Source organism: Modestobacter muralis (assembly GCF_010682105.1).
In the GTDB taxonomy this organism is placed as follows: domain Bacteria; phylum Actinomycetota; class Actinomycetes; order Mycobacteriales; family Geodermatophilaceae; genus Modestobacter; species Modestobacter muralis.
Genome location: NZ_JAAGWH010000049.1, coordinates 41570 through 66623, shown reverse-complemented (window position 1 = coordinate 66623; position 25054 = coordinate 41570). Strand labels below are relative to the sequence as shown.

Below are 25054 nucleotides of genomic sequence, written 5' to 3'. Positions count from 1 at the left end.
CCGCTCGATCCGCTCCTGGTGGCCGCGTCGGTGCAGCCACTCGCGTGCGGAGGGTCGCCCTGCCCGGGCGCCCGGACAACGCTCCGCTGCCGGGGGTCCTCGCTTTGCATGAGGTCGCGCGGGACGACCGGCGTCCACGAGGGCGCCGTGCCCGCCGGTCCGGTCGTACGGTCCCCGGGTGAGCGCGAGGAGTCGACCGGTCCGGGTGCTGGCGCTCGCGCTCGTCGCGGTCTGCGCGACAGGCTGCGGGAGCAGTGACGCGGCTCCCGGTGCGGTGGCCGCACCCACGGCCGCCAGCTCTGCGGCGCCGTCGGCGGTCCCCTCCACGACCGCCGCGGTCCCGAGCACCGCAGCGCCGACCACCCCGGCTCCCGTCGTCCCGGGCCCGGGGACCCCTGCTCCCGGCGTCCCTGCTCCCGGGACGACGTCTGCGGGGGTGTTCCCGCCGCCCGCGGGGCGGTACCCGGTGCACACCGACGTCGTGGCCACGACCTTCTGGGTCGGCGAGGTGTTCGACCCCACCGCCGAGGACGGCAGCCAGGTGTTCTCGACCTACGACGACGACTGGCTGGCGCACTACGGCGGGTGCGACGGGGTGGTCGTCGACGACCAGTGCCGCACCGAGCCCCGGGTGGCCACGAACGGCTGGTTCCCGACCCGGATGGCCCCGCGGGAGAACCCCTTCTACCTGGACCTCCCCTTCGACGACGTCAACGACCCGGAGGCCGCGGCCGTGCGCGCCGAGGTCGTCCCGTGGGCGCACGACCCGGGCTGGGCCGAACGGCTGGCCGACCCGGACCGGTCGCTGATGAAGAACCGGTGGGTGGCGGTGCGGAAGGGGGAGCGGGTCTGCTTCGGGCAGGTCCAGGACGCCGGGCCGGGCGAGTACGACGACGCGGCGTACGTGTTCGGCGTCGACGATGCCCGGCCGGCGAACGAGCGCTACAACGGCGCGGGCATGGACGTGAGCCCGGCGCTCAACGGCTGCCTGGGCTTCGCCGAGCTCGACGGTCAGGACGACCGGGTCGACTGGTGGTTCGTCGACGACGCGGACGTCCCCGCGGGCTCCTGGACGCGGGTGGTGACCACCCGGTGACCGTGCCCACCGCCCGGCCCGTCGTGGTGGCCGACGCCCGGCCGGTGGTGGCCGAGGGCCTGGCCGGGGCGCTGGGCCGGCACCCGGGGCTGGGCGTCGTCGGCCTCTCCGACCCGGACCGGCTCGTCGACGTCCTCGACGCCCGGGCCGGGACGACGGTCGTGCTGCTGCCGTCGGCCGGCGGGAGCGACTCGTTCTCCGCCGTGCTCCGCGCTGCCGTGCCGCCGGGCACCACCGTGGTCCTGGTGGGTGCGGCGACGGCGGCGTGGCCGCCGGACGTCGTCGTGCAGGTGCTGCCCGCCGGGTGCACGGCGCAGGAGCTCGCCGACGTGCTCGCCCGTCCGGGTCCACACCGCACACCGGTGACACCGCCCGGGGCCGCTGCGCCGGCCGACGTGCTCCACGGGCTGACGCCTCGCCAGCGCGAGGTGCTGGCGCTGCTGGCCGAGGGGGTGTCCACCCCGGAGATCGCGCGGCGGATGGCGGTCTCGGTCAACACCGTCCGGACCCACGTCAACGTGCTGCTGCACCGCCTCGGGGTGCACTCGCGGCTGCGGGCGGTGGCGCTCTACGCCGACGCCGCCGGGGCAGGCTGGCCGCCACCGCACGACCACGGTGCGTGAGGGCGGGCCGTCGTCCGCCGAGGATGCGCCCGTCGGGCCACCTCCGGCGGCGGTGGGCCGGGACGCTTCCCACGAGTCGTGGGGGAGGGGCCGATGGCCGGGTCTACGCCGTGCCCGGTGCTCGTCTGCCATCCGCAGCGGGTCGTGGCCGAGGCGGTCGCGGCGGTCCTGCGGGCGGCCGGCGTCGCCGGGGACACGTGCACGGTGGACCAGGCCGACGCCGTCCTGCGCGTCCGGCAGGCGATCGGGCTGGTCGTGATGGCCGCCGGGGACGGCGAGGTCGGCGAGGTGACCGAGGCGCTGGCCCACCGCGGGGTCGCGGTCCCGCTGATGACCTGCCGGGACTCGCTCTCGGTCCGCGGCGTCGTGGCGGACCTGCTGGACGGTGCATCGGGGGCGGCCGCGCTGACCTCGAGCCCGCGCCGGTTCGCCGCTGTCGCCCGCACGGTCGCCGGGGGTGGGCTGACCGTGCCGGTGGCGCTGCGCGCCGACGTGCTGCGTGAGCTGGCCGACGCCGTCGCGGTGCACGCCGAGGCCCGGCAGCGGCTGGCCGCGATGACTCCCCGCCAGCGCCAGGTGCTGGCGCTGATGGCCGCCGGGCACGGGCACGCCGCGGTCGCCGAGCGGCTGGGGCTGGCGGTGACCACCGCGCGCACGCACGCCGAGCAGGTGCGTTCGAAGCTGGCGGCGGCGTCACAGCTGCAGGCCACCATCGAGGCCCGGCGCACGCTGTGTCTGGCCACCGCGCCGCGGCGCCCGGTGGCGGCGCTGTTCGGGCAGCCGGGTCCGGGTGACGGGAGGTGAACGCTGCGGGTCGGCTCTCGGCGGGGCATGGGCAGCGGCACAGGTCCGGGTCAGCGTCGTCTCGCTCTCAAGTCATGCGGGGTGACGACGAGTCATGACCTCGAGCTGACCTCTCCTCACCGGCCTGTGCTTCCGTGCGGCCGCGTCCCGTGTGTCCTGGAGGACCCGTGCGCCGAATGCGCGTGACCACCGCCCTCACCATGGCCGTCTCCGCGGCCGTGGGCGTCCCCGTCGCCGCCGACGCGGCGCCAAGGCCGCCGCCGGCCCCGAGGACGTCACCGTCCAGCTGCTGGCCATGAACGACTTCCACGGCCGGATCACCAACACCCTGGGCGGTGACAGCCAGCTGCTCACCTCGCCCGGACCGGACACGGCCTACGGCACGCCCGACGACGTCTCCACCACCGTGAAGCGGCTGCAGAACTCCTTCGACGAGGTGTTCACCACCCCGGCGAACCAGGATGGCGCCATGATCGGCGTGGTCACCCGGACGACCCCGACCATCGTCTCGCCCACCGGCATCGCCGACGTCCACCTCATCGACGAGGCCGTCGCGGTGAACACCTGGGTGCCCCGGTTGAAGGCCATGGGGATCCAGGCCATCGGCGTCCTGGTGCACGAGGGCGGCTCGGTGGGCAACGCGATCCCGACGAGCACCTCGGCCTGCGACGGCTGCACGAACCTGACCGGGCCCCTCGTGGACATCAGCAAGCGCATCGACTCCGCGGTCGACCTGATCGTGAGCGCGCACTCCCACTGGGCCTACAACTGCCTGCTCCCCGACGGCACGGGCGTCAAGCGCCTGGTCACGCAGGCCGGCTACTACGGCCGGCTGACCACCGACATCCGGCTCTCGTTGGACCGGCAGTCCGGTGACGTCGACCGCACGGCCACCTACCGGGCGACCAACGTGCCGGTCACCCGGGTCGCGCCCGACCCCGCCGTGCAGTCGATCGTCGACCACTGGAACGCCCGCGCGGGCGTGGCCGGCAACGTCGTCGTCGGCTCGATCACCAAGGACATCACCCGCGCCTTCGTCACCCCGGCCCCGACGCCGACGAACCCGACGCCGACCCCGGTCGAGAGTCGCGGCGGGGAGTCCAGCCTGGGCAACCTCATCGCGCAGGCCCAGCTGGAGGCCATGCAGACCGCTGCGTACGGCAACCCCGTCCTCGCCGTCATGAACCCCGGCGGCCTGCGCACCGACCTGACCTACGCCGCCAGCCAGGGTGGCGAGCCCCCGGGCCAGGTCACCTACCGGGAGGTGTTCGACGTGCAGCCGTTCGGCAACACGGTGAACGCGGTGACGTTGAGCGGTGCGGCCATCAAGGACGTGCTGGAGCAGCAGTTCCCGTCGGCGGCGCGCTCGTCGCAGCTGATCCTGGGCACCTCGGAGGGCTTCTCCTGCTCCTACGACGCGTCCCTGCCCGCGGGTCAGCGGGTGATCGAGGGGTCCATCACCCTCGACGGCACGCCGATCGACCCGGCGGCCAGCTACCGGGTGGTGGTGAACTCCTTCCTGGTCGGCGGGGGCGACAGCTTCGCCGCCTTCGAGACCGGCACGAACCCGGTCACCGGACCGGTCGACGCGGACACCGCGGTCGAGTACTTCCGGACGCACTCGCCGGTCAGCCCGCCCCCGGCCGACCTCGCGAAGACGGTCGCCTGACCGCTCGGCCGGTCACGGCTGTGGCGGTCTACCGTCGCCGCCGTGACCTCGCCGACCGAAGACCGGCACGACAGCAACACCCCGGGTGACGAGCCCGGCAGCACTGACGACCTGAGGCCGGTCCCCACCCCGTGGGGGCCGGCCTCTGGCATCGGCTCGCTCCCCGGCACCGACCCGGTGGAGGCGGTGCGGCTGGTCGTCGGCGAGCTGCCGGACCTGCCGCACCTGCCCGAGCTGCCCGGACGCGGCGCCGGTGCGGACGTGCTCGGCCGGACGGCGGCGCTGCTCGTCGACATCGCGGTCGACCTCACGCCCTCCGGGTGGCGGCTCGTCCCGCGCCCGGGCAACGACCTGCGCCGGGCCCAGGAGATGCTCGACCGGGACCTCGACGCCCTCTTCGACGTGGCCGAGCGCTACGTGGGTCCGTTCAAGGTGCAGGTGGCCGGGCCGTGGACGCTGGCCGCCGGGCTCGAGCGCACCCGCGGTGACCGGGCCGTGGTCGACCCCGGTGCCCGGCGTGACCTGGCCCAGTCGCTGACCGAGGGCATCGCCGCGCACGTGGCCGCCGTCTCCGCGCGGGTGCCGGGTGCCCGGGTCGTCGTCCAGCTCGACGAGCCGTCGGTCCCCGCCGTCCTGGACGGCGGGCTCCCGACGATCAGCGGCTTCGGCAAGCTCTCCGCCGTCGAGTCGAACGTGGTCGAGGAGCAGCTCGCCGCGCTCGTCGCCCGGGTGCCGGTGCCGGTCGTCGTGCACTGCTGCGCCAACCGGGCGCCGCTGGACCTCTTCCGCGCCGCGGGCGCCGAGGGCCTGTCCTTCGACCTCGGCATGGTGCAGGACCTCGACGCCGTCGGCACGGCCGTCGAGGCCGGCACCCACTTGTTCGTGGGCGTCGTTCCCGGCACCGACACGATCCTCGTGGCGCCGAAGGCCACCGCCAGCCGGCTGCACGCCTGGTGGCGCGAGCTCGGCTTCCCCGCCGAGCGGCTGCACACCGCCGTCACGCTCACGCCCGCCTGCGGCCTGGCCGGCGCCAGCCCCGCCTACGCCCGGACGGCGATGGCCCACGTCCGCGAGGCGGCCAGGTTCCTGCTCCCGGAGTGAGGCTCAGCGCAGGCGTCCGACCTCGCTGACCGCCACCCCGTCGTGCGGGCAGATCCACCAGGCGACGCCACCGAGCAGGCGGGACGCCAGCGGGTGGGTCGTCGGGTGGCGCGGGCAACGCGGCCAGTTGGTCGGGGCGCTGCCCCACAGCTCCTCCACCGCCCACTTCTGCACCTGGTCGGCGACCTCGACCTCCTGCTCGGCCGGCGGTCCGCCGGCGCTGACGGCGACGCCCTGGCCGCTGCCGTCGGGGCTCCACAGCACGGCGCCGGGGCGGTCGGGGTCGCCCGTCCAGTCCGCTGTCCTCGATCCGCGGTACGGGTGCGCCCGTGGTCCGCAGGTCGGTCAGCACCGGCTGCAGAGCGCGCTCGAGGTCGGGGTGCACGGGGCCATCGTGCTCGCGGTGTCGACCCCCGTTCCCGAGCGAGTCCCGGTGGTGTGAAAGCCGCCTTGAGCTGCGCTTTCGTCTTGTCCACCGCTCTCGTGGGCAGTAGACTTCGAACACCTGTTCGACGCGGCTGCGGGGGTGTGGTGAGCGAGTTGCGGTCGGCTCTCGACGCCCTGGCGGCTGAGGACCTCCATGCGTTGTCAGACGGTCAGGTGCTGGACCGGACGGCGGAACTGGTGACGCTGCGGAACCGGCTGGACGCCGAGTTGACCCGCACGGTGCGGCACGGGGAGCTGACGCAGGCCCCAGAGCACGACGGCATCAGGACCATGCGCTCCTGGCTGGTCGGGCACGCTCGGCTGGCGCCGACGGAGGCATCGAGGATCGTGCGGTCGGGGCGGGCGCTGGAGCTCTTCCCTGCCCTGGCGGCCGGCTTCGCCGAGGGAGCCGTGACCGCGGCACAGATGGACGTGGTGGCGTCGAAGATCGGTTCGGTGGAGCTGGCGAAGGCAGCCGGGCAGGGCATCGACCTCGCGCCGTTCGACGAGGCATGGACGACCGTGGCGGCCGAGGCGTCGCACCAGACGTTGGTGGCAGCAGTGCAGGCCTTCGAGGACGCGTTGGACCCGGACGGCCCGGAGCCGGACCCGACCGAGGGGCGGCGGCTGTCGATCGCGAAGCACGCCGATGGGACCGTGACCGGGCGCTTCGACCTGGACGCCGTCGGCGGGGAGAAGGTGCAGGCCGCGATCGAGTCGATCGTGCAGGCCGACCGGCCGAAGGGCGACGAGCGAACCCGCGCGCAGCAGAACGCCGACGCGTTCGTGCAGTTGTGCGACAACCAGCTCGCCGGCGGGAGTCTGCCGACGCTGCGGACGGTGAAACCGCACGTCGTCGTGACCGTCGACCTGGAGGACCTGGTCGACTTCGGCGCCGGCCCGGACGCCGCGCGGACGGGCTTCGGCGCCACACTGTCGGCAGCCCGGGCCCGCTGGGTGGCGTGCGACTCGACCATCACCAGGATCGGCCTCGGCCCCGACCGGCTCCCGCTGGACGTCGGCCGCACCCACCGGGTGGTCCTGCCGCACCTGAGGAAGGCGGTCGAGAACCGCGACGGGCACTGCGTGTTCGCCGGTTGTGGAGCGCCGACCCACTGGTGCGACGTCCACCACCTCGTCGAGTGGGTCAACGGCGGAGAGACCAGCCTCGACAACTCCGCGTTGCTCTGCGAACGCCACCACACGAAGGTCCACCACGGGTTCCGCGTGCAGCGTGACGACGGCGCACCACCTGGTCACCGCTGGCGCACCTGGAGACCCGACGGCACCGAGATCCTCATCGACCACCGCTGTAGCGAGCTGCTGCCCGAGGTGCGTCCCGGGCGTTCCGGCGGGCGATGACCCGCCCGGGGGACACTGCGCCAGGTACCGGTGCGAGCACGCTGTCGCGCACTACTGTGCCGCCGTGCAGCCGAGCCGGATCGACGGTGTCCCTGTCCTCCTCACCGACGGGCCGCCCCCGTTCACCGCGGGTCTGGTGTTCGGCGTCGGCCGGCGCGACGAGTCCTTCGTGCACGGCGGGATCACCCACCTGGTCGAGCACCTGGCCATGGCCGCGGTCGGCCGCACGGTCGTCGACGCCAACGCTTCCGTCGACCTGACCACCACCGAGTTCACCGCCGCGGGCACCCCCGACCAGGTGGCGGCCTTCCTGGAGTCCGTCTGTCGGGCCCTGGCCGACCTGCCGGTGGACCGGCTCGCCGTCGAGGCCGACGTCCTGCGTGCCGAGGGCGGCAGCGTGGCCCCGCCGGGCGTCGCCGTCCTGCTCGGTGAGCTGTACGGCGCCACCACCTTCGGTCTGGCCGCTGCGCCCGAGCCGGCCCTGCGCTCCCTGACCGGGGACGACGTCCGGGCCTGGGCCGCCCGGTGGTTCGTCCGGCAGAACGCTGCGCTGTGGGTGTCCGGGCCGGGCGTCGGCGCCATCCGGCTGCCACTGGCCGACGGTCCGGCGCCGGTCCGGGAGGCTGCCAGGTCGCTGCCCGTGTCGTCACCGGCGTGGACCGGTTCCCCGCTCGACGACAGGATCACGCTGGGTGCGCTCGTGACCGACGAGCCGGCCCTCAGCGCCACCCTCGAGGTGCTGCGCCTCCGGGTGGAGGAGGAGCTGCGACACCGCCGGGGCATCGCCTACGCCGTCGGCACCGAGCAGGTCGCGATCGGACCGGACCGGACGTTCGTCGCGCTGAGCACCGACGTCCGCGACGGTCAGGCGTCCGTGGCCGCGGAGGTCCTCTGGCGTCAGGTACAGCGACTGGCCGGCGAAGGCCCGGACCAGGGGGAGATCGACCATCAGCGCAGCGTGCTGGCGGAGTCGGTCGCCGACCCGCGCTGGTCGGTCGCCGAGGCGCGCTCCCTCGCCCGGGCGGCAGTCAGGGGCCTGCCCCCCGTCACGACCGCGGACCTGCTCCGGGACGCGGCCGCGTTGACCCCGCAGGCGCTGCAGGAGTGTGCTCGCCGGCTGCGTGCGGCCGCGCTGCTGAGCGTGCCCGAGGAGTCCGCGCCCGCGGGCCTGCAGCAGGTGCCCGCGTGGTCCACGGAGCTGGTCGACGGTGTCGAGCACCGCCCCGGACGGCGCTCGGGCGCACCGGACGGAGCCCGCCTGGTGGTCGGGGACACCGGCGTGAGCGTCGTGCTCGGCACCGACGAGCAGGTGACCGTCCGCTGGACCGACGCGGTCGGCCTGGTCCGCGAGGGGCCGGACGAGCTGCGGCTCTACGGACGGGACGGCTTCGCCGTGCCGCTGGTCGCCGCCGACTGGCGTGACGGCGCAGCGGTGCTGGCCCGGGCCTCCGCCGAGGTCCCGGCCGGGCTCCAGGTGACCGCCGACCAGGAGGGCGGCGGGGTCCTGCTGCTGCTCGCGCCGCCGTACCGGGTCCGGGAGGCGGTCGGGATGACCCGGACCGACGCGGTCATCGTGACCAACGAGCGCTGGACGGGGATCGTCGTGGACGACGAGCAGGCCGCGTCCGACCGGGCGGTCGAGCTGGCCGGGGTCGCCGGACGGCGGACCGTCGCCCTCCTGCTCCGGCAGGGGCACGCCGACGTCGACTACGTCCTGCTGCGCGCCGGTGTGGAGGTCGACCGGCACCGCTGGGGAGGTGCCCCCGGTGACGCGGCCCTGCTGGCCGAGCTCACCGACGTGCCGGAAGAGGTCCTGGCCGGTGTGCTGGCCGCCGACGGCACTCCGGACGAGGTCGTCGCCCGTGTCGTCACGGCGCTCGGACTGCCGGGCGAGGTCGTGGACCTGCTCGCCGGACGGGACGTCGCGACGGTGGAGCGCGTGGCGGGTCGGGGCGCGCTGGCCGGCTTCCGCTCCGCCATGCGCGGGGACTCCGCACCGCCGCCGGGCAGCGGCAACTGGGCCGACCGCTGGTTCGCGCTCAGCAACAGCCGTCCCGGCTGGTACCGGGCGGCCAACGCGGTCTCCGCGGTGGCGCTGGCGGTCCTCACGGTGCGGCTGCTCACCGTGGACGGCGAGCTCACCGGCTGGCGCATCGCCGGTGCCGTCGTGTGCGCCGGGCTGCTGTTCTCCAGCCTCCGGGACGTCCGGCGCGCGCCCGCGGTGGCCCGGGACGGGGGCCACCCGGCGAGGTGACCCGGGACCGCATCGGCCGCGGACTGTCGGGACCTCCGGTTACGGTTCCCGGCGTGACCAGCGCGGACCAGGTGGAGCAGGAAGCCGTCGGCGGACCCGACCAGCCCGCGGTCGAGGCCGCCGTCGACCGGGAGGACCTCACCGAGGTCCCCGACGACGCGCGCACCAGGCACCGCGACCTCGCCGAGGAGCTGGACCGGTACGCCTTCGCCTACTACGTGCAGGACGCGCCGCTGGTCAGCGACGGCCAGTACGACGAGCTGCTGGGCGAGCTCAAGGCGATCGAGGCCGCCCACCCGGCGCTGGTCACCCCCGACTCGCCCAGCCAGAAGGTCAACGGCGGCTTCGGCGCCACCTTCGCCCCGGTCACCCACCCCGAGCGCATGCAGAGCCTGGACAACGTCTTCAGCTCCGACGAGCTGTCGGCCTGGGCCGCCCGCGCCGAGCGGGACGGCGCCACCGGTGCCGGCTGGCTGTGCGAGCTGAAGGTCGACGGCCTGGCCATCGACCTCGTCTACGAGAACGGTCGGCTCACCGGCGCGGCCACCCGCGGCGACGGCGTCACCGGCGAGGACGTCACCGCCAACGTGCGCACCCTGGCCGTCGTCCCGCAGCAGCTCACCGGCGACGACCTGCCGGAGTTCCTCGAGGTGCGCGGCGAGGTCTTCTTCCCGGTCGCCGCCTTCGCCGAGGTCAACGCCGGGCTGGTCGAGGCCGGCAAGGCGCCGTTCGCGAACCCGCGCAACGCCGCCGCCGGCTCGCTGCGGCAGAAGGACGCCCGGGAGACCGCCAAGCGTCCGCTGAGCATGGTCGTGCACGGCATCGGTGCCCGCCGCGGCTTCGAGCCGGCCACCCAGTCCGCGGCTTACGAGCAGCTGGCGGCCTGGGGGCTGCCGACCAGCTCCCGCTACGAGGTGGTCGCCGACCTCCCCGCCGTCTGGGCCTACATCGAGCGCTACGGCGAGCAGCGGCACTCCGTCGAGCACGAGATCGACGGCGTGGTGGTCAAGGTCGACCAGGTCTCCCTGCAGCGCCGGCTCGGCTCCACCAGCCGCGCCCCGCGCTGGGCCATCGCCTACAAGTACGCCCCGGAGGAGGCCACCACCCAGCTCCACGACATCCGGGTCAACGTGGGGCGGACCGGCCGGGTCACCCCCTTCGCGTACATGGAGCCGGTCAAGGTCGCCGGCTCCACGGTGCAGCTCGCCACGCTGCACAACGCCAGCGAGGTCAAGCGCAAGGGCGTGCTCATCGGCGACACCGTCGTCATCCGCAAGGCCGGCGACGTCATCCCCGAGGTGCTCGGCCCGGTGGTCGCCGCCCGCGACGGGTCCGAGCGCGAGTTCGTCTTCCCCACGCACTGCCCCGAGTGCGGCACCGAGCTGCGTCCGGAGAAGGAGGGCGACGCCGACATCCGCTGCCCCAACGCCCGCTCCTGCCCGGCCCAGCTGCGGGAGCGCGTCTTCCACGTCGCCGGCCGCGGCGCCTTCGACATCGAGGTGCTCGGCTACGAGGCCGCGATCGCGCTCCTCGCCGAGCACCTGCTCAGCGACGAGGGCGACGTCTTCTTCCTCGACGAGGAGGCACTGCGCCGCACCGCGTTCTTCACGAAGAAGGACGGGACGCTCTCCGCCAACGGCGGGCGGCTGCTGACCAACCTGCAGACCCGCAAGGACGTGCCGCTGTGGCGGGTCCTGGTCGCGCTGTCCATCCGGCACGTCGGGCCCACGGCGGCGCAGGCACTGGCCCGGGAGTTCCGCTCCATCGACCGGCTGATGGCCGCGAGCGAGGAGGAGCTGGCCGCCGCCGAGGGCGTCGGGCCCACCATCGCCACCGCGGTCCGCGACTGGTTCGCCGTCGACTGGCACCGCGATGTGCTGGAGAAGTGGCGCCAGGCCGGCGTGCGGATGGCCGACGCGGACGTCGACGACGCCCCCGGCCCGCTCACCGGCGTCACCGTCGTGGTCACCGGCTCGCTGCGCGACCACAGCCGGGACGAGGCCATCGCCGCCATCCAGGAGCGGGGCGGCAAGGTCACCAGCGGGGTGTCGAAGAAGACCGGCTTCGTCGTCGTCGGCGCCGACCCGGGCAGCAAGTACGACAAGGCGGTGCAGGTCAAGGCCCCGATCCTGGACGACGACGGCTTCACCGTGCTGCTCGAGCAGGGCCCGGACGCCGCCCGCGAGGTGGCCACCATCGGCGACGGCACCGAGCCGGCGGAGCCGGAGGCAGGTGCCGAGCCCCAGCCCAAGCCGAAGCGGGCGCCGCGGTCGCGGAAGAAGCCCCCGGCGGAAGCTGCCGAGCCGGTCGCCGACGAGCCCACCACGGACGGGGCGCCCGAGGCCTGACGGCCCCGTCGGAGGCCTGGGCCCCCGTCGCCGTACACGGCTCCGTCGCACGTGACCCCGCTGCAGGTCCCGCCCCGAGCGTGCGAGCGGTGGGGGCAGCGGGGTCCTTGCTCATGCCGGTGGCAGCCGGGCGACGGTGGCGGCCAGACCGGTGAGGTGCGCCAGCCGCAGCAGTTCCGACCGCCGGAACACCGGGCCACCCGAGCGGCCCAGCAGCACCGCGGTGCCGTCGGGGTCCAGCGGGGCGGCCATCATCTCCACGGCCATCTCCTGCCAGCGCAGCGGCACCCACTCGGCGTCGCTGGGCAGCAGCAGGGGAGTGGTCAGCGGCAGCCACGGCAGCGGCACGCCGTCCAGCACGGGCGCGGCGTCGGAGGCGGCCAGCACGGTCAGGTCCGCCGACGTCCCGGCGAGCACCACCGCCCAGCCGCTGCGGAACACCCGGGGCAGCTCGGCGGCCAGCACCTTCGCCGTCCCGACCCCGGCCGGGGCGAGGGCCTCCAGCAGGTCGAGCTCGCGGTGGGTGTCCATCGGGCCGGCGAACGGGCGCAGCGACTCCACCTGGACGCCGGGCACGCTGGTCGCTGCGGTGATCAGGCTGTCGGCCACGCGGTCGGTGGGCAGCTCCACGACCACGTCGTCGACGGCGACGCCGTTGCCGCGCTCGAGGACGTCGACGGAGACGATGTCGATGCCGGCAGCGCCGAGCGCGGTGGCGACGGCGCCGAGCGTGCCGGGCCGGTCGGGCACGACCAGCCGCAAGAGGTAGGACACGGATCCTCCGGGTGCGCCTGCTGAACGGGCCGATCGGCGTCGATCGCGGACAGCGAGGAGCCTCCCGCATCAGGGGGCCCTGTGGCGAACACCGGCGCGCGGCCGGGGGAGCGACCTGCCCCACGTACAGTTGACACGAGGTCTGCGGCGCAGGTCGCGGCAGCACGACGTCGACGAAGTGAGGTCCTCCAGCTTTGAGCAGCATCTCCCGGGACGACGTGGCGCACCTCGCCCGTCTGGCCCGTCTGGCGGTCACCGACGAGGAGCTGGACCGGTTCGCCGGGCAGCTCGACCAGGTGCTGGCCGCCGTGGCGCGGGTCGGTGACGCCGCAGTGGCCGACGTGCCGCCGATGACGCACGCCGTCCCGCTGACCAACGTGCTGCGTGCCGACGTGGTGGCCCCGAGCCTGTCGCGCGACGTCGTGCTGGCCGGTGCGCCCGCCGCCGAGGACGACCGCTTCCGCGTGCCGCGCATCCTGGGGGACGCCGAGTGAGCAGCGCCGAGAACGACCCGCGAGCGAGCATCGCAGGGAGCGCCAGCGACCGAGGAGCGGAACGAGTGGGGAGTCGAGCAGTGGGCTCGGACCTGACCACCACCGACGTCGCGGGGCTGTCCCGGCTGCTGACCGCCGGTGAGGTGAGCGCGGTCGAGGTGGCCACCGCGCACCTGGACCGCATCGCCGCCGAGGACGGTGCGCTGGGCGCCTACCTGCACGTCGAGCGCGACTCCGCCCTCGCCGCCGCGGCCGCGGTCGACGCTGCCCGTGCTGCTGGCGACGAGCTCGGCCCGCTGGCCGGCGTGCCCGTGGCGCTCAAGGACCTCGTCGTCACCGAGGGCGTGCCGACCACCAGCGGCTCGAAGATCCTCGAGGGCTGGCGCCCGCCGTACAGCGCCACCATCGCCACCCGGTTGGCCGAGGCCGGCACGGTGCTGCTGGGCAAGACCAACATGGACGAGTTCGCGATGGGCTCCTCCACCGAGAACTCCGCCTACCAGGTCACCCGCAACCCCTGGGACCGCGACCGGATCCCCGGCGGCTCCTCCGGTGGCTCCAGCGCCGCGGTCGCCGGGCACCTCGCGCCCTGGTCGATCGGCACCGACACCGGCGGCTCCATCCGCCAGCCGGCCGCCGTCACCGGTCTGGTCGGGCACAAGCCCACCTACGGCTCGGTGTCCCGCTACGGCCTCATCGCCTTCTCCTCCAGCCTGGACCAGGCCGGTCCGATGGCGCGCACGGTGCTCGACGCCGCGGTGATGCACGAGGTGATCGGCGGCCACGACCCGCGCGACTCCACCAGCATCGACAGCCCGCTCACCGGGCTGGCCGCCGCCGCCCGGGCCGGTGCGGCCGGCGACCTGCGCGGCCTCCGGGTCGGCGTCGTCCGCGAGTTGGGCGGCGACGGGCACACCGAGGGCTACGAGGACGGCGTCCTCGCCCGCACCCGCGAGGCGGTCGAGCTGCTGGCGAGCCTGGGCGCCGAGGTCGTCGAGGTCTCCTGCCCGTCGTTCGACCTGGCGCTGCCGGCCTACTACCTCATCGCCCCCAGCGAGGCCTCGTCGAACCTGTCCCGCTACGAGGGCGTCCGGTTCGGCCTGCGGGTCGGCGACGACGGCAGCCACGACCTCGACGAGGTCATGGCGCTGACCCGCGAGCAGGGCTTCGGCCCCGAGGTCAAGCGGCGGATCATCCTGGGCACCTACGCGCTGTCCAGCGGGCTCTACGACGCCTACTACGCCCAGGCGCAGAAGGTGCGCACGCTCATCGCCCGCGACTTCACCGCCGCCTTCACCGGCGTCGACGTGCTGGTCAGCCCCACCACCCCGACGGTCGCCTTCCCGATCGGCTCCCGCGTCGAGGACCCGATCGCGATGTATGCCGCCGACCTGTGCACCCTCCCCGCCAGCCTGGCGGGGCTGCCGGCGATCTCGGTCCCCAGCGGGCTGTCCGAGGGCCTGCCGGTCGGCTTCCAGGTCATGGCGCCGGCGCTGGCCGACGACCGCTGCTACCGGGTCGCCGCCGCGCTCGAGGCCGCGCAGGACGCCGCCCGCGGGCACCGCCTGCTCGACGAGCTGCCCGGGGGGCGCGCGTGAACGGCGCGCTCAAGGCCGCCTGGGCGCTGACCGTCTTCGTCATCGCCGCGGGGATCATCGGCTGGGCCGTCAGCGGCCGTCCCGTCTTCGCCGTCTTCATCGTCCTGGGGGTGCTGACCGGAGGCGCTGCGCTCGTCGCCTTCCGCTCCGCACCGTCCTCTCCTGAGGAGCGCTCGTGAGCACCACCGACCGCCTCGTCGACTACGACGAGCTGCTGACCCGCTACGAGCCCGTCATCGGCCTGGAGACCCACGTCGAGCTGGGCACCGCCTCGAAGATGTTCTGCGGCTGCTCGACCACCTTCGGTGCCGAGCCCAACACCCAGACCTGCCCGGTCTGCCTGGGCATGCCCGGCTCGCTGCCGGTGGCCAACGCCGCGGCCGTGGAGTCGACCATCCAGATCGGCCTCGCGCTGGGCTGCAGCATCGCCAGCTGGTCGCGGTTCGCGCGGAAGAACTACTTCTACCCCGACATCCCCAAGGGCTACCAGACCAGCCAGTTCGACGAGCCGCTGTGCGTGGACGGCTTCCTGGACGTCGACGTCGAGGGGCGCACGTACCGCGTGGAGATCGAGCGGGTGCACCTGGAGGAGGACACCGGCAAGAACCTGCACGTCGGTGGCGCCACCGGCCGCATCCACGGCGCCGACCACTCGCTGGTCGACTTCAACCGGGCCGGCATCCCGCTGGTGGAGATCGTCACCCGCCCGGTGCCCGGCGCCGGTGCGCTGGCCCCCGAGGTCGCCCGCGCCTACGTCACCGAGCTGCGCGAGATCGTCCAGGCCCTCGGCGCCTCCGACGTGCGGATGGAGCAGGGCAGCCTGCGCTGCGACGTCAACATCTCGCTCAACCCGACCGGCGCCACCGAGCTCGGCACCCGCACCGAGACCAAGAACGTGAACTCGCTGCGGTCGGTCGAGCGGGCCGTGCGGTTCGAGATGCGCCGGCAGGCCGCCGTCCTGGACGACGGCGGCCGGGTGGTGCAGGAGACCCGGCACTTCCACGAGGACACCGGCACCACGTCGTCGGGGCGCAGCAAGGAGGAGGCGACCGACTACCGGTACTTCCCCGAGCCCGACCTCGTGCCGCTGGCCCCCGACGCCGACTGGATCGAGACGCTGCGCGCCGGCCTCCCGGAGCTGCCGGCCGCCCGCCGGGTCCGGCTGCAGGAGGAGTGGGGCATCTCGGGCACCGAGATGACCTGGCTGGCCAACGCCGGCGCCCTCGGCCTGGTGGAGCAGACCGTCGCCGCCGGCGCCGCCCCGGGCGACGCCCGCAAGTGGTGGCTGGGCGACCTCGCCCGCCGCGCCAACGACACCGGTGTCGAGCTCGGCGAGCTGGCCGTCACCCCGGTCCAGGTCGCGCAGCTGTGCGGGCTGGTCAGTGCGGGCACGATCAACGACAAGCTCGCCCGGCAGGTGCTCGACGGCGTGCTGGCCGGCCAGGGCGACCCGGCGCAGGTCGTCGAGGCCCAGGGGCTGGCCGTGATGGGGGAGTCCGACGAGCTGGTGGCCGCGGTCGAGGCCGCGATCGCCGGCGCCCCCGACGTCATCGCCAAGGTGCAGTCGGGCAAGGTCGCGGCACTCGGCGCCCTCGTCGGTGCGGTCATGAAGACGACCCGCGGCAAGGCCGATGCGCCGACCGTGAAGCGGATGCTGGAGGAACGGGTGCTGGGCTCCTAGCCTGGGGCGGTGGCCCTGCCCACCGTCGAGCTCCGCCCGCTCACCCGGGCGGACTTCCCGCTGCTCTGCCGCTGGCTGGCCGAGCCGCTCGTCGCCCGCTGGTGGGCGCACGACAGCAGCCCCGAGGCGGTCGAGCGGGACTTCGGCCCCAGCCTGGACGGCGAGGACGTCACGGCCCTCCTCGTCGGCGAGGTGGACGGCCGGCCGGTCGGGCTGGTGCAGCTCTACCCGATCGGGGCCCACCCCGAGTACGTCGAGGAGCTGGCCCCGGTCTGTGAGGTGCCGCCCGGTGCCCTGAGCATCGACTACCTCGTCGGGGAGCCCGACGCGCGTGGCCGGGGCGTCGGGGCGGGGCTCATCGCCGCAGCGGTGGCCCGGGGGTTCGCCGACCACCCGGGGGCATCGGACGTGCTCGTGCCGGTGGCGGCAGGCAACGTCGCGTCGTGGCGGGCGCTGCAGCGCGCGGGGGCGACCTGGTACGCCGCCGGGGAGATGGCCCCCGACAACCCGGCCGACCCCCGCGACCACGTCGTCCACCGCTTCACCCGCCCGGCCCTCCTGTAGGGGCCCGCCACGAGTGGGAGGACCCCGTCCTCCTCATCCCTCGCACGCTCGGGACGAGCCTCGGGACGGCGCCGAGGGCAGGAGGGCCCTCGTTCAGAGCGGGGAGCTGGCGCCGCCCGCGGGCGGCAGGATGCGCAGCACCCGGTCGTCGTCCTCGGCCGGGGTGCCCACGCCGTCCTCGTTGGACGTGGTGATCCACAGCGCCCCGTCGCCGCCGAGGACGACGGTGCGCAGCCGCCCGTACCGGCCCTGCAGGAACGGGGTCGGCTCGCCCACCGGGGCACCGGTGCCGTCGAGCTCGACGACGTGCACCCGCTCCCCGTCCAGGGCGCCGAGGAAGACGTAGGGGCCGGTGACCGCGCAGCCGGCCAGGCCCGCGTCGGCCGCGGCGATCTCGATCACCGGGTCGGTGGTCGCGAGGTCCCGGCCGGCGGCCAGGGCCTCGAGCTGGTCGGGGGCGTCGCCGTCGGTGTCTACGGCGAACACCGGGCTCACGCCGTCGGAGCACAGTGCGGTGACGTCGCGGTGCCCCCTGGTGAAGACCGGCCCGGGGCCCACCGGCTCGCCGAACACGTCGACGGCGAGCACCTTGCCGGCCAGGGACGCCGGGTCCGCGGCCAGCGCCGGGTCGCCGGCGTCACCGGTGCCCACGTACAGCGTGCCGTCGGGCCCGAACAGCAGCCCGCCGCCGTTGTGCAGCTCGCCGTGCGGGATGCCGGTCAGCACCGGGTTCGGGGCGCCGCCGACCGGGAAACGGACCACCCGGTTGTCCGTGGCCGTGGACACGTAGGCGTAGTAGAGCCCGTCCTCGGTGAACGTCGGCGAGATCGCCAGCCCGAGCAGGCCCCCGTCACCGGTGGTGTCGATGCCGGGCACGGTCATCAGCTCGCGGGCGGGGGAGCGGTCGGGGAACACCTGCAGCAGCCGGCCGGTGTCCCGCTCGGCGACGACCGCCGTCCCGTCCGGGAGCACGACCAGCCCGGTGGGCACGGCCAGGTCGGTCGCGACCACGGTCGGGTCGCCGTCGGACTCCCCGCTGCCAGGGGAGCCGGGGGCGGGCGGCGCGGGGACGCTGTTGCCCTCCGGCGGCGGCGCCACCTCGGGTGGCTGCCCCTGCGGCAGCTCGCGGAACGGCCCGGCCGGCTCGTAGCCGTCCCCGCCGCAGCCGGCGAGCAGCAGGCAGCCCACCGCGACCGCGGCCAGCCGCCGGGCCCCGGGTGCCGTGCTCCGCCGTCCCACCGGCCCACAGTACGACGGACGGCGCGCACCACCGGGTGCCCCGACGGGTGGCGGGCGCCGGCCCGGCCTAGGGTCGGGACCCGTGTCCGACGCACCCGCCGACCAGACCCCCGCGCACCCGGCGCCCGTCCTGGACCTCGGTCCCGAGGAGACGCTGCACGTGCTCGTCCCCTCCGGTGCGCTGGCCGAGGCGGTCGAGCAGCTGTCGCCGCGGGTGCGGGCGCACCGCTACGACCTCCGCGACGGGCTGCCCACCGGGGAGGCCGCGCAGGCCCAGGTGCTCGTGCCGCGGGGTCCCCTGCCCGACGGGCTCCTCGACGCGCTGCCCCGCGTGCAGCTGGTCCAGCTGCGCAGCGCCGGTGCCGAGCAGTTCGCCGGCACGCTGCCCGCGCGGGTGACCCTGTGCAACGCCCGCGGCGCGCACACCCCGGCCACCGCGGAGTGGGCGGTCACCGCGACGCTGGCCGCCCAGCGCGGCATCCCGCACTACGTCCGCGAGGCCGACGCCGGCCGCTGGTCGCCGGGGAGCGTCGCCAGCCTGGTCGGCGCGCGGGTGCTCGTGGTCGGCGCCGGCGACATCGGCCGCACGATCGGGGCGATGATGGCCGGTTTCGACGTCGAGCTCACCTACGTCGCCCGGACCGCCCGGGAGGGCGTGCACGGCTTCGAGGAGCTCCCCGCGCTGCTGCCCGACGCCGACGTCGTGGTGCTCATCGTGCCGGTCACCCCGCAGACCACCGGCATGGTCGACGCGGCCTTCCTCGCGGCCATGCCGGACGGCGCGCTGCTGGTCAACGCCGCCCGCGGGGTGGTCGTGGACACCGACGCGCTGCTGGCCGAGCTGACCGCCGGGCGCCTGCGGGCGGCCCTGGACGTCACCGACCCCGAGCCGCTGCCCGAGGGCCACCCGCTGTGGTCCGCGCCGGGCCTGCTGCTGACCCCGCACGTCGGCGGCGCCGTGCCCGACACCGAGGCCCGCGCCACCGCGGCCGTCACCGACCAGCTCCGGCGCGTCCTCGCCGGGGAGCCGCTGCAGAACGTCGTCGCCGACTACTGAGGAAGGACCCCCTCGCCCCCCACCACGAGCAAGCTCGCGGCGGGCCCCTGCGAGGGGGCCGGGCGAGAGTCCGGGGCCGTCAGGTGGGGGAAGGGCCCTCGGGGTCGGGGATGCGGCCGCCGGAGAGGGAGGAGAGCTGGGGGAGGTCGCGGGCGCGCAGGACCGGCAGCTTCACCTGGGTGTCGGCGGTGGTGACCAGCCAGAGGTCACCCCGGGGGCCGACCCGGATGCCGGACAGCTCCGACCAGCCCACCGTGCGGGCGCTGGTCAGCGAGCGCGCGGTCACCCCGGCGTCGGAGACGTCGACGCCCACCCGCAGCACCCAGGCGGCCGCGGCGGCCGGCACCGCCATCAGCAGCAGCGCCCACGGCGTCACCCCCGCCAGGGGCAGGACGCAGGCGAACCCGATGACGACCGGCAGCAGCGCTGTCCGGCTCATGCGCAGACGAGCGACAGCCACCCGCGGATCTTCCCAGACCGTGGGACGGGGCGACCAGGCCCGTCGGAGCCGACCCGCGGCGGCCTACCATCGCCGGTCGTGACGACCGTCGAGGACAGCCCGACCACCACCGACTCCGTCGACATCAAGCCGCGCAGCCGCGACGTCACCGACGGGGACGCCAAGGCCCCGGCCCGGGCGATGCTCCGCGCCGTGGGGATGGGCGACGACGACTGGGTGAAGCCGCAGATCGGCGTCGCCTCGTCCTGGAACGAGATCACCCCCTGCAACCTCTCGCTGGACCGGCTGGCCAAGTCCGCCAAGGAGGGCGTGCACGCCGCCGGCGGGTACCCCCTGGAGTTCGGCACCATCTCGGTCTCCGACGGCATCTCCATGGGCCACGAGGGCATGCGCGCCTCGCTGGTCTCCCGCGAGGTGATCGCCGACTCCGTCGAGACCGTCATGTTCGCCGAGCGGCTGGACGGCTCGGTGCTGCTCGCCGGCTGCGACAAGTCGCTGCCCGGCATGCTGATGGCCGCCGCCCGCCTGGACCTGGCCAGCGTGTTCGTCTACTCCGGCTCGACCCTGCCCGGCCGGCTGGGCGACAAGGACCTCACCCTCATCGACGTCTTCGAGGGCGTCGGCGCCTGCGCCGCCGGCAAGATCACCCGCGACGAGCTGACCGCGATCGAGAAGGCCGCCTGCCCCGGCATGGGCTCCTGCGGCGGCATGTACACCGCCAACACGATGGCCAGCATCGCCGAGGCCCTCGGCATGGCGCTGCCGGGCAGCGCCGCCCCGCCGGCCCCCGACCGCCGCCGCGACGACATCGCGGTGCGGTCCGGCGAGGCCGTGGTGAACCTGCTCCGGCTGGGCATCACCGCGCGCCAGATCATGACCAAGGACGCGTTCGAGAACGCCATCACGGTGCTCATGGCCCTGGGCGGGTCGACCAACGCCGTCCTGCACCTGATGGCGATCGCGCACGAGGCCGACGTCGACCTGTCCCTGGACGACTTCAACCGGATCGGCGACCGCACGCCACACCTGGCCGACGTCAAGCCCTTCGGCCGGTTCGTGATGACCGACGTCGACCGCATCGGCGGCGTCCCGGTGGTCATGCGCGCGCTGCTGGACGCCGGGCTGCTGCACGGCGACGCGCTCACCGTCACCGGCCGGACCCTGGCGGAGAACCTCGAGGAGCTCTCCCCGCCGGACCCCGACGGCGCGATCATCCACGCGATGGCCGACCCGATCCACAGGACCGGCGGCCTGACGATCCTGCGCGGCTCGCTGGCACCGGAGGGCGCGGTGGTGAAGTCCGCGGGCTTCGACGCCGAGGTCTTCGAGGGCACCGCCCGGGTCTTCGACGGTGAGCAGGGCGCCATGGACGCCGTCACCGAGGGCACCCTGAAGGCCAACGACGTCGTGGTCATCCGCTACGAGGGCCCCAAGGGCGGCCCGGGCATGCGGGAGATGCTCGCCGTCACCGGGGCGATCAAGGGCGCCGGGCTGGGCAAGGACGTCCTGCTCCTCACCGACGGCCGGTTCTCCGGCGGCACGACCGGTCTGTGCGTCGGGCACATCGCCCCCGAGGCGGTCGACGGCGGCCCGATCGCCTTCGTGCGCGACGGCGACCGGATCCGGCTCGACCTCGCCGCCCGCACGATGGACCTGCTGGTGGACGAGGCGGAGCTCGCCACCCGCCGCGAGGGCTGGGCGCCGCCGGAGCCGCGCTACACCCGGGGCGTGCTCGCCAAGTACGCCAAGCTCGTCGGCTCGGCCGCCCAGGGCGCCATCACCAGCTGAGCGGTGACCAGCCCCAACGGGTGAGTCCTCCCCTCGCACCCTGTGGTGCGGGGGGACATCCGTCGACAGTGCGGGGGTGGAGCCCACGCGTCGCAGGTCAGTGTCCGGGGAGCGGCGTGCCGCCCCGGCCACCGCCGTCGACCGGGCGCGGCTGCACCTGCGCGGGCGGCTGGCGCCGCAACTGGCCCTGGTCGCCGCCGCGCTCGCGCTCCTCGGCGCGGCCGCCCTCTCCGTCGACGTCCCGCCGGTCGCCGGTGCCGCCCTGGCCGGCTGCCTCGCGCTGACCGCCCTCCAGCGGTCCCTCGCCGCCCGCGTCGAGGCCCGCGACACCGCCCGGCTCCGCCGCAGCGAGGCGGTCCACCGCGCGCTGGCCACCGCCGAGGGCGACGTCGTCCTCACGCTGGACGGTGACCTGCGCGTCAGGCAGGTCACCCCCGCGCTGTCCGGTCTGCTCGGCCACCCGCTGACCGGCTGCGTGCCCGCCGAGGACGCCGCCGAGGTGTGCGCCTGGCTCACCGACCCGCAGCCCGCCGGCGCCCGGCACACGCTCCGGCTGCTGCCGGACACCGGCCTCCCGCAGGTGCTCGAGACCACGGTCAGCGACCTGCGCGCCGACCCCGACGTCCGGGCGCTGGTCGTGCACGGCCGCGACGTCACCGCCCGGGACGACCGCGAGCGCGAGCTGCGTGCGCTGGCCTACGCCGACCCGCTCACCGGCCTGCCCAACCGGGCGGCCCAGGAGCGGTCGGTGCACGCGTGCCTGACCGCCGGCACGGCCGACCTGACCCTCCTGCTGGTCGAGGTGCACGGGCTGCGGGCGGTGCACGAGGACGCCGGCCGCGTCGTCGTCGACGCCGCGCTGGTCGAGGTCGCCCGCCGGCTGCGCGCCACCGTGCGCGGCTCGGACGAGGTGTCCCGGGTCGACGCCGAGCTGTTCACCGTGCTGGCCTCCGGGACCACCGCCGAGGTCGGCCGGCTCGCCGCCCGCTGCCTGGCGGTCCTGGAGGCACCGATCGTCACCGACGCCGGGCTGGTCGACCTGTCCGCCGTCGTCGGGCTGGCCCCGCTGTCGGCCGGCTCGACCGCCGCGGAGGTCCAGGACCACGCCGAGCTCGCCCTCGCCGACGCCCGGTCGGCCGGCACCGGCTCGGTGCACCGCTACCGGCCCGAGCTCACCGCCGTCCGCGACCGCCGCGACCAGCTGCGCCACGACCTCGTCGGCGCCCGCGACCGCGGGGAGCTCGAGCTCGCCTGGCTGCCGGTCGTCGACCTGACCGAGCGCCGGGTCGCCGGCGTCGAGGCGCTGATGCGCTGGCGGCACCCCGACCTGGGCGACGTCCCGCCGGAGGAGTTCCTGCCGGTGGCCGCCCGGGCCGGGCTGACCGTGGACCTGCAGCGCTGGGTGCTGCAGGAGGCCACCCGCGCGGTGGTCCGGCTGTCGCAGTCCGGGCCCGCGCTGCGGCTGGGCGTCAACGTCTCGGCCGCCCACCTGGCCGCGGGCACCCTGGTCGCCGACGTCACCCGGGCGCTGGCCGACAGCGGCCTGCCCCCCGAGCACCTGGTGGTCGAGCTCGCCGAGTCCGCGCTGTCCGGGCCCCGGGTCCGCGACGACGTCTCCGCGCTCCGGCTGATGGGCGTGCACGTCGCCCTGGACGACTTCGGCCGCGGTGCGTCCTCGCTGGCCGGCCTGGGCCGGCTCCCGGTCGACGTCATCAAGCTCGACCGCAGCCTGCTCTCCCGGATCGACCGGGACCCCTACGTGCGCGCCGTCTGTGCCGCGGTCGTCGCCCTCGGCGGGACCCTGGGCGTCGACGTCGTCGCCGAGGGCGTGGAGACCGTCGGCCAGCTGGCCGTCCTGCAGAACCTCGGCTGCGGCTTCGCCCAGGGCTTCCTGCTCTCCCGGCCGGTCGGGCTCACCGCGCTCACCGAGCTCCTCGAGGCCGACGGCGGTCGGCTGTGGCCCGGCGTGCCCGGGCCGCCGTCCGGTCCGGTGGCCGCACCCGCCTCCGGTCCGGTGGCCCTCCTGTGACCGGGCCCGACCGCCCGGCCCCGCGCCGGCGGCGGACGGACGTCGCCCGACCCCCGGTGCCCCCGCGGGCCCTCGTCGCCGGCGGTGCGCTGGCCGTCGGTGGCCTGCTGCTGGTCGGCGGCCCCCTCGCCGGGCGACCGGTCACCGCCACGGAGGCGGTCGCGGCCGCGGTGCTGGTGGTGGTGGCGCTCGTGGCCGGTCTCCTGCGCGGGACACCGCCGGGCGGGCTGCCGGGGCGCGGGCCGGACGTGCGGGACGACGTCCGCACGAGCCAGCAGGAGCTGGAGCGGATGGCCTACAGCGACCACCTCACCGGGCTGCCCAACCGGGCCCGGCTGATGGCCGCCCTGGCCGCCGCGCGCAGCCGGACCGCCGACGGGGAGCCGTACAGCGTGCTGCTGCTGGACCTCGACGGGTTCAAGGCGGTCAACGACATCGCCGGGCACGAGGCGGGGGACCTGCTGCTGGTCGAGGTCGCCGACCGGCTGCGCGCGACCGTGCGGGACCAGGACCTGGTCAGCCGGCTCGGTGGCGACGAGTTCGCCGTCGTGGTGCGCTCGGGCGTCGCGGAGGCCGCGGCGCTGGGGGAGCGGATCATCGCCGAGCTGGCCGGCGTCCACCGGTCGGTGCCCACCGCCGGCGCCGACCCCGACCTGGTCTTCGACGTCTCGTGCAGCATCGGCGTCGCCGAGCTGCAGGCCGCCGAGGAGGTGTCGGTGAGCCTGCGCGACGCCGACGTGGCGCTCCGCGCGGCCAAGGCCGCCGGCAAGGGCTGCGTCCGCCTGCACGGGGCGGCCGCCGACGGGGCGACCGTGCGACGCAACCGGCTGGTCCGCGACCTGCCCGACGCGCTGGCCCACGGGCAGCTGCGGCTGGTCTACCAGCCCGTGGTCGGCACCGTCGAGCGCCGCGTCCTGGGCCTGGAGGCGCTCGTGCGCTGGGACCACCCGGTCCTGGGGGAGGTGCCGCCGTCGGAGTTCGTGCCCCTGGCCGAGGACGACGGGCTGATCGTCCCGCTGCAGCGCTGGGTGCTGGACCAGGCCACCGCCGAGCTCGCCCGGCTGCTGGCCGAGGGCCGGGACCTGCAGCTGGGCGTCAACATCAGCGTCCGCCACCTGCAGTCCGGGAGCCTGGTGCGCGACGTGACCGCCGCACTGGCCCGGGCCGGGCTGCCGGCCCGCCGGCTGATGCTGGAGGTCACCGAGTCGATGTTCATCGGCGAGATCGAGCGGGCCGGCGGGGACCTGCAGACCCTGCACGACATGGGCTGCGTGATCTCCCTGGACGACTTCGGCCGCGGCTACTCGACCTTCGCCTACCTGACCCGGTTGCCGGTGGACGTGCTGAAGATGGACCGGGAGTTCCTCGCCGGGATCACCGACGACGCCCGCAGCGCCGCGCTCGTGCTCAGCGTGATCGAGCTGGGCCGGCGGCTGTCCATCGACGTGGTCGCCGAGGGCGTCGAGACCCCCGGTCAGCTGGCCACGCTGCGCGAGCTGGGCTGCCGCTTCCTGCAGGGCCACCTGCTGGGCCGGCCGACCCGCCCGGCCGAGCTGGGCGCGGTCATCGACGCCTTCGACGAGCGGGTGCTCGACGTCCCGGCGCTGGGTGCGCCGGTCGCCGTCCCAGTGGGTGAGTGACCCCGTCCCACCTGCTGGGACACCCTGGTTGACGCGACCGCGCCGGC

21 protein-coding genes are annotated in these 25054 nt (G+C 75.3%); 17 read left to right on the top strand and 4 right to left on the bottom strand.

Translation table 11 applies throughout. From position 1 onward, the window contains the following. The first annotated feature begins 178 nt into the window (after positions 1-178). The 5 genes from GCU67_RS15995 to GCU67_RS15975 all read left to right on the top strand — a co-directional run bounded on the left by GCU67_RS15995 (position 179) and on the right by GCU67_RS15975 (position 5293). Positions 179-1096: a hypothetical protein gene (locus GCU67_RS15995; RefSeq protein ID WP_163612207.1), complete on the top strand. Its 918-nt coding sequence runs from the start codon at positions 179-181 to the stop codon at positions 1094-1096. Continuing rightward, positions 1093-1719: a LuxR C-terminal-related transcriptional regulator gene (locus tag GCU67_RS22870; RefSeq protein WP_163612206.1), complete on the top strand. Its 627-nt coding sequence runs from the start codon at positions 1093-1095 to the stop codon at positions 1717-1719. The genes GCU67_RS15995 and GCU67_RS22870 overlap by 4 nt, the downstream gene beginning before the upstream one ends. Positions 1720-1812: 93 nt before the next feature. Continuing rightward, positions 1813-2523, top strand: a complete 711-nt coding sequence (locus GCU67_RS15985; RefSeq protein WP_163612205.1) for a LuxR C-terminal-related transcriptional regulator — start codon at positions 1813-1815, stop codon at positions 2521-2523. A gap of 295 nt (positions 2524-2818) precedes the next feature. Beyond that, positions 2819-4192 (top strand): bifunctional metallophosphatase/5'-nucleotidase, encoded by a 1374-nt coding sequence (locus tag GCU67_RS15980; RefSeq protein ID WP_246215203.1) that lies wholly within the window; start codon positions 2819-2821, stop codon positions 4190-4192. A 42-nt stretch (positions 4193-4234) separates the two neighbouring features. Further along, the gene (locus GCU67_RS15975; protein WP_163612204.1) at positions 4235-5293 is read left to right on the top strand and encodes a uroporphyrinogen decarboxylase/cobalamine-independent methonine synthase family protein; all 1059 of its coding nucleotides are present in this window, start codon (positions 4235-4237) and stop codon (positions 5291-5293) included. 3 nt (positions 5294-5296) lie between these two features. Here the strand turns inward: GCU67_RS15975 and GCU67_RS15970 are convergent, their stop codons facing one another. After that, entirely contained in the window at positions 5297-5557 is a 261-nt protein-coding gene (locus tag GCU67_RS15970; protein WP_163612203.1) for a hypothetical protein, read from the bottom strand. 321 nt (positions 5558-5878) lie between these two features. On the opposite strand from GCU67_RS15970, the gene GCU67_RS15965 reads away from it, so the two are divergent. The 3 genes from GCU67_RS15965 to ligA all read left to right on the top strand — a co-directional run bounded on the left by GCU67_RS15965 (position 5879) and on the right by ligA (position 11683). Continuing rightward, positions 5879-7081, top strand: a complete 1203-nt coding sequence (locus GCU67_RS15965) for an HNH endonuclease signature motif containing protein (protein ID WP_246215202.1) — start codon at positions 5879-5881, stop codon at positions 7079-7081. A 64-nt stretch (positions 7082-7145) separates the two neighbouring features. Next, entirely contained in the window at positions 7146-9335 is a 2190-nt protein-coding gene (locus GCU67_RS15960) for a peptidase M16 family protein (protein WP_163612201.1), read from the top strand. A 53-nt stretch (positions 9336-9388) separates the two neighbouring features. Further along, a complete protein-coding gene (gene ligA / locus GCU67_RS15955) occupies positions 9389-11683 on the top strand; it encodes an NAD-dependent DNA ligase LigA (protein WP_170311070.1) in 2295 nt (764 codons plus the stop codon). 111 nt (positions 11684-11794) lie between these two features. On the opposite strand, the gene GCU67_RS15950 is transcribed toward ligA, so the two are convergent. Beyond that, the gene (locus GCU67_RS15950; RefSeq protein ID WP_163612200.1) at positions 11795-12457 is read right to left on the bottom strand and encodes an ACT domain-containing protein; all 663 of its coding nucleotides are present in this window, start codon (positions 12455-12457) and stop codon (positions 11795-11797) included. 194 nt (positions 12458-12651) lie between these two features. Between GCU67_RS15950 and gatC the strand changes: the two genes are divergently transcribed. The 5 genes from gatC (at position 12652) to GCU67_RS15925 (ending at position 16794) form a co-directional block, all read left to right on the top strand. Further along, complete coding sequence (gene gatC, locus GCU67_RS15945) at positions 12652-12951, top strand: Asp-tRNA(Asn)/Glu-tRNA(Gln) amidotransferase subunit GatC (RefSeq protein ID WP_163612199.1); 300 nt, start codon at positions 12652-12654, stop codon at positions 12949-12951. Between the two features lie 80 nt (positions 12952-13031). Continuing rightward, entirely contained in the window at positions 13032-14549 is a 1518-nt protein-coding gene (gene gatA / locus GCU67_RS15940) for an Asp-tRNA(Asn)/Glu-tRNA(Gln) amidotransferase subunit GatA (protein WP_338105071.1), read from the top strand. Beyond that, on the top strand, positions 14546-14728 hold the full coding sequence (locus GCU67_RS15935) for a hypothetical protein (protein WP_163612198.1): 183 nt from the start codon (positions 14546-14548) through the stop codon (positions 14726-14728). Before gatA ends, GCU67_RS15935 begins: the two co-directional genes overlap by 4 nt. Continuing rightward, a complete protein-coding gene (gene gatB / locus GCU67_RS15930; RefSeq protein ID WP_163612197.1) occupies positions 14725-16230 on the top strand; it encodes an Asp-tRNA(Asn)/Glu-tRNA(Gln) amidotransferase subunit GatB in 1506 nt (501 codons plus the stop codon). Before GCU67_RS15935 ends, gatB begins: the two co-directional genes overlap by 4 nt. A 9-nt stretch (positions 16231-16239) precedes the next feature. Continuing rightward, entirely contained in the window at positions 16240-16794 is a 555-nt protein-coding gene (locus tag GCU67_RS15925) for a GNAT family N-acetyltransferase (RefSeq protein WP_163612196.1), read from the top strand. Between the two features lie 93 nt (positions 16795-16887). Here GCU67_RS15925 and GCU67_RS15920 read toward each other — a convergent pair whose 3' ends face one another. Further along, entirely contained in the window at positions 16888-18033 is a 1146-nt protein-coding gene (locus tag GCU67_RS15920) for a PQQ-dependent sugar dehydrogenase (protein WP_170311069.1), read from the bottom strand. Between the two features lie 82 nt (positions 18034-18115). Between GCU67_RS15920 and GCU67_RS15915 the strand changes: the two genes are divergently transcribed. After that, on the top strand, positions 18116-19090 hold the full coding sequence (locus tag GCU67_RS15915) for a 2-hydroxyacid dehydrogenase (RefSeq protein ID WP_338105070.1): 975 nt from the start codon (positions 18116-18118) through the stop codon (positions 19088-19090). Between the two features lie 79 nt (positions 19091-19169). On the opposite strand, the gene GCU67_RS15910 is transcribed toward GCU67_RS15915, so the two are convergent. Continuing rightward, positions 19170-19529 carry a PH domain-containing protein gene (locus GCU67_RS15910; protein WP_170311068.1) on the bottom strand — a complete coding sequence of 120 codons (360 nt, stop codon included), beginning with the start codon at positions 19527-19529 and terminating at the stop codon, positions 19170-19172. 99 nt (positions 19530-19628) lie between these two features. On the opposite strand from GCU67_RS15910, the gene ilvD reads away from it, so the two are divergent. The 3 genes from ilvD (at position 19629) to GCU67_RS15895 (ending at position 25007) form a co-directional block, all read left to right on the top strand. Then, positions 19629-21338, top strand: a complete 1710-nt coding sequence (gene ilvD / locus GCU67_RS15905; RefSeq protein WP_163612194.1) for a dihydroxy-acid dehydratase — start codon at positions 19629-19631, stop codon at positions 21336-21338. 76 nt (positions 21339-21414) lie between these two features. Further along, positions 21415-23367, top strand: a complete 1953-nt coding sequence (locus tag GCU67_RS15900) for an EAL domain-containing protein (RefSeq protein ID WP_163612193.1) — start codon at positions 21415-21417, stop codon at positions 23365-23367. After that, a complete protein-coding gene (locus GCU67_RS15895; RefSeq protein WP_163612192.1) occupies positions 23364-25007 on the top strand; it encodes an EAL domain-containing protein in 1644 nt (547 codons plus the stop codon). Before GCU67_RS15900 ends, GCU67_RS15895 begins: the two co-directional genes overlap by 4 nt. Positions 25008-25054: the final 47 nt, after the last annotated feature.

Coding starts and splice junctions, on each gene's coding strand:
- GCU67_RS15985 (WP_163612205.1), top strand. CDS start 1,813: ATGGCCGGGTCTACGCCGTGCCCGGTGCTCGTCTGCCATCCGCAGCGG.
- GCU67_RS15980 (WP_246215203.1), top strand. CDS start 2,819: ATGAACGACTTCCACGGCCGGATCACCAACACCCTGGGCGGTGACAGC.
- GCU67_RS15910 (WP_170311068.1), bottom strand. CDS start 19,529: ATGAGCCGGACAGCGCTGCTGCCGGTCGTCATCGGGTTCGCCTGCGTC.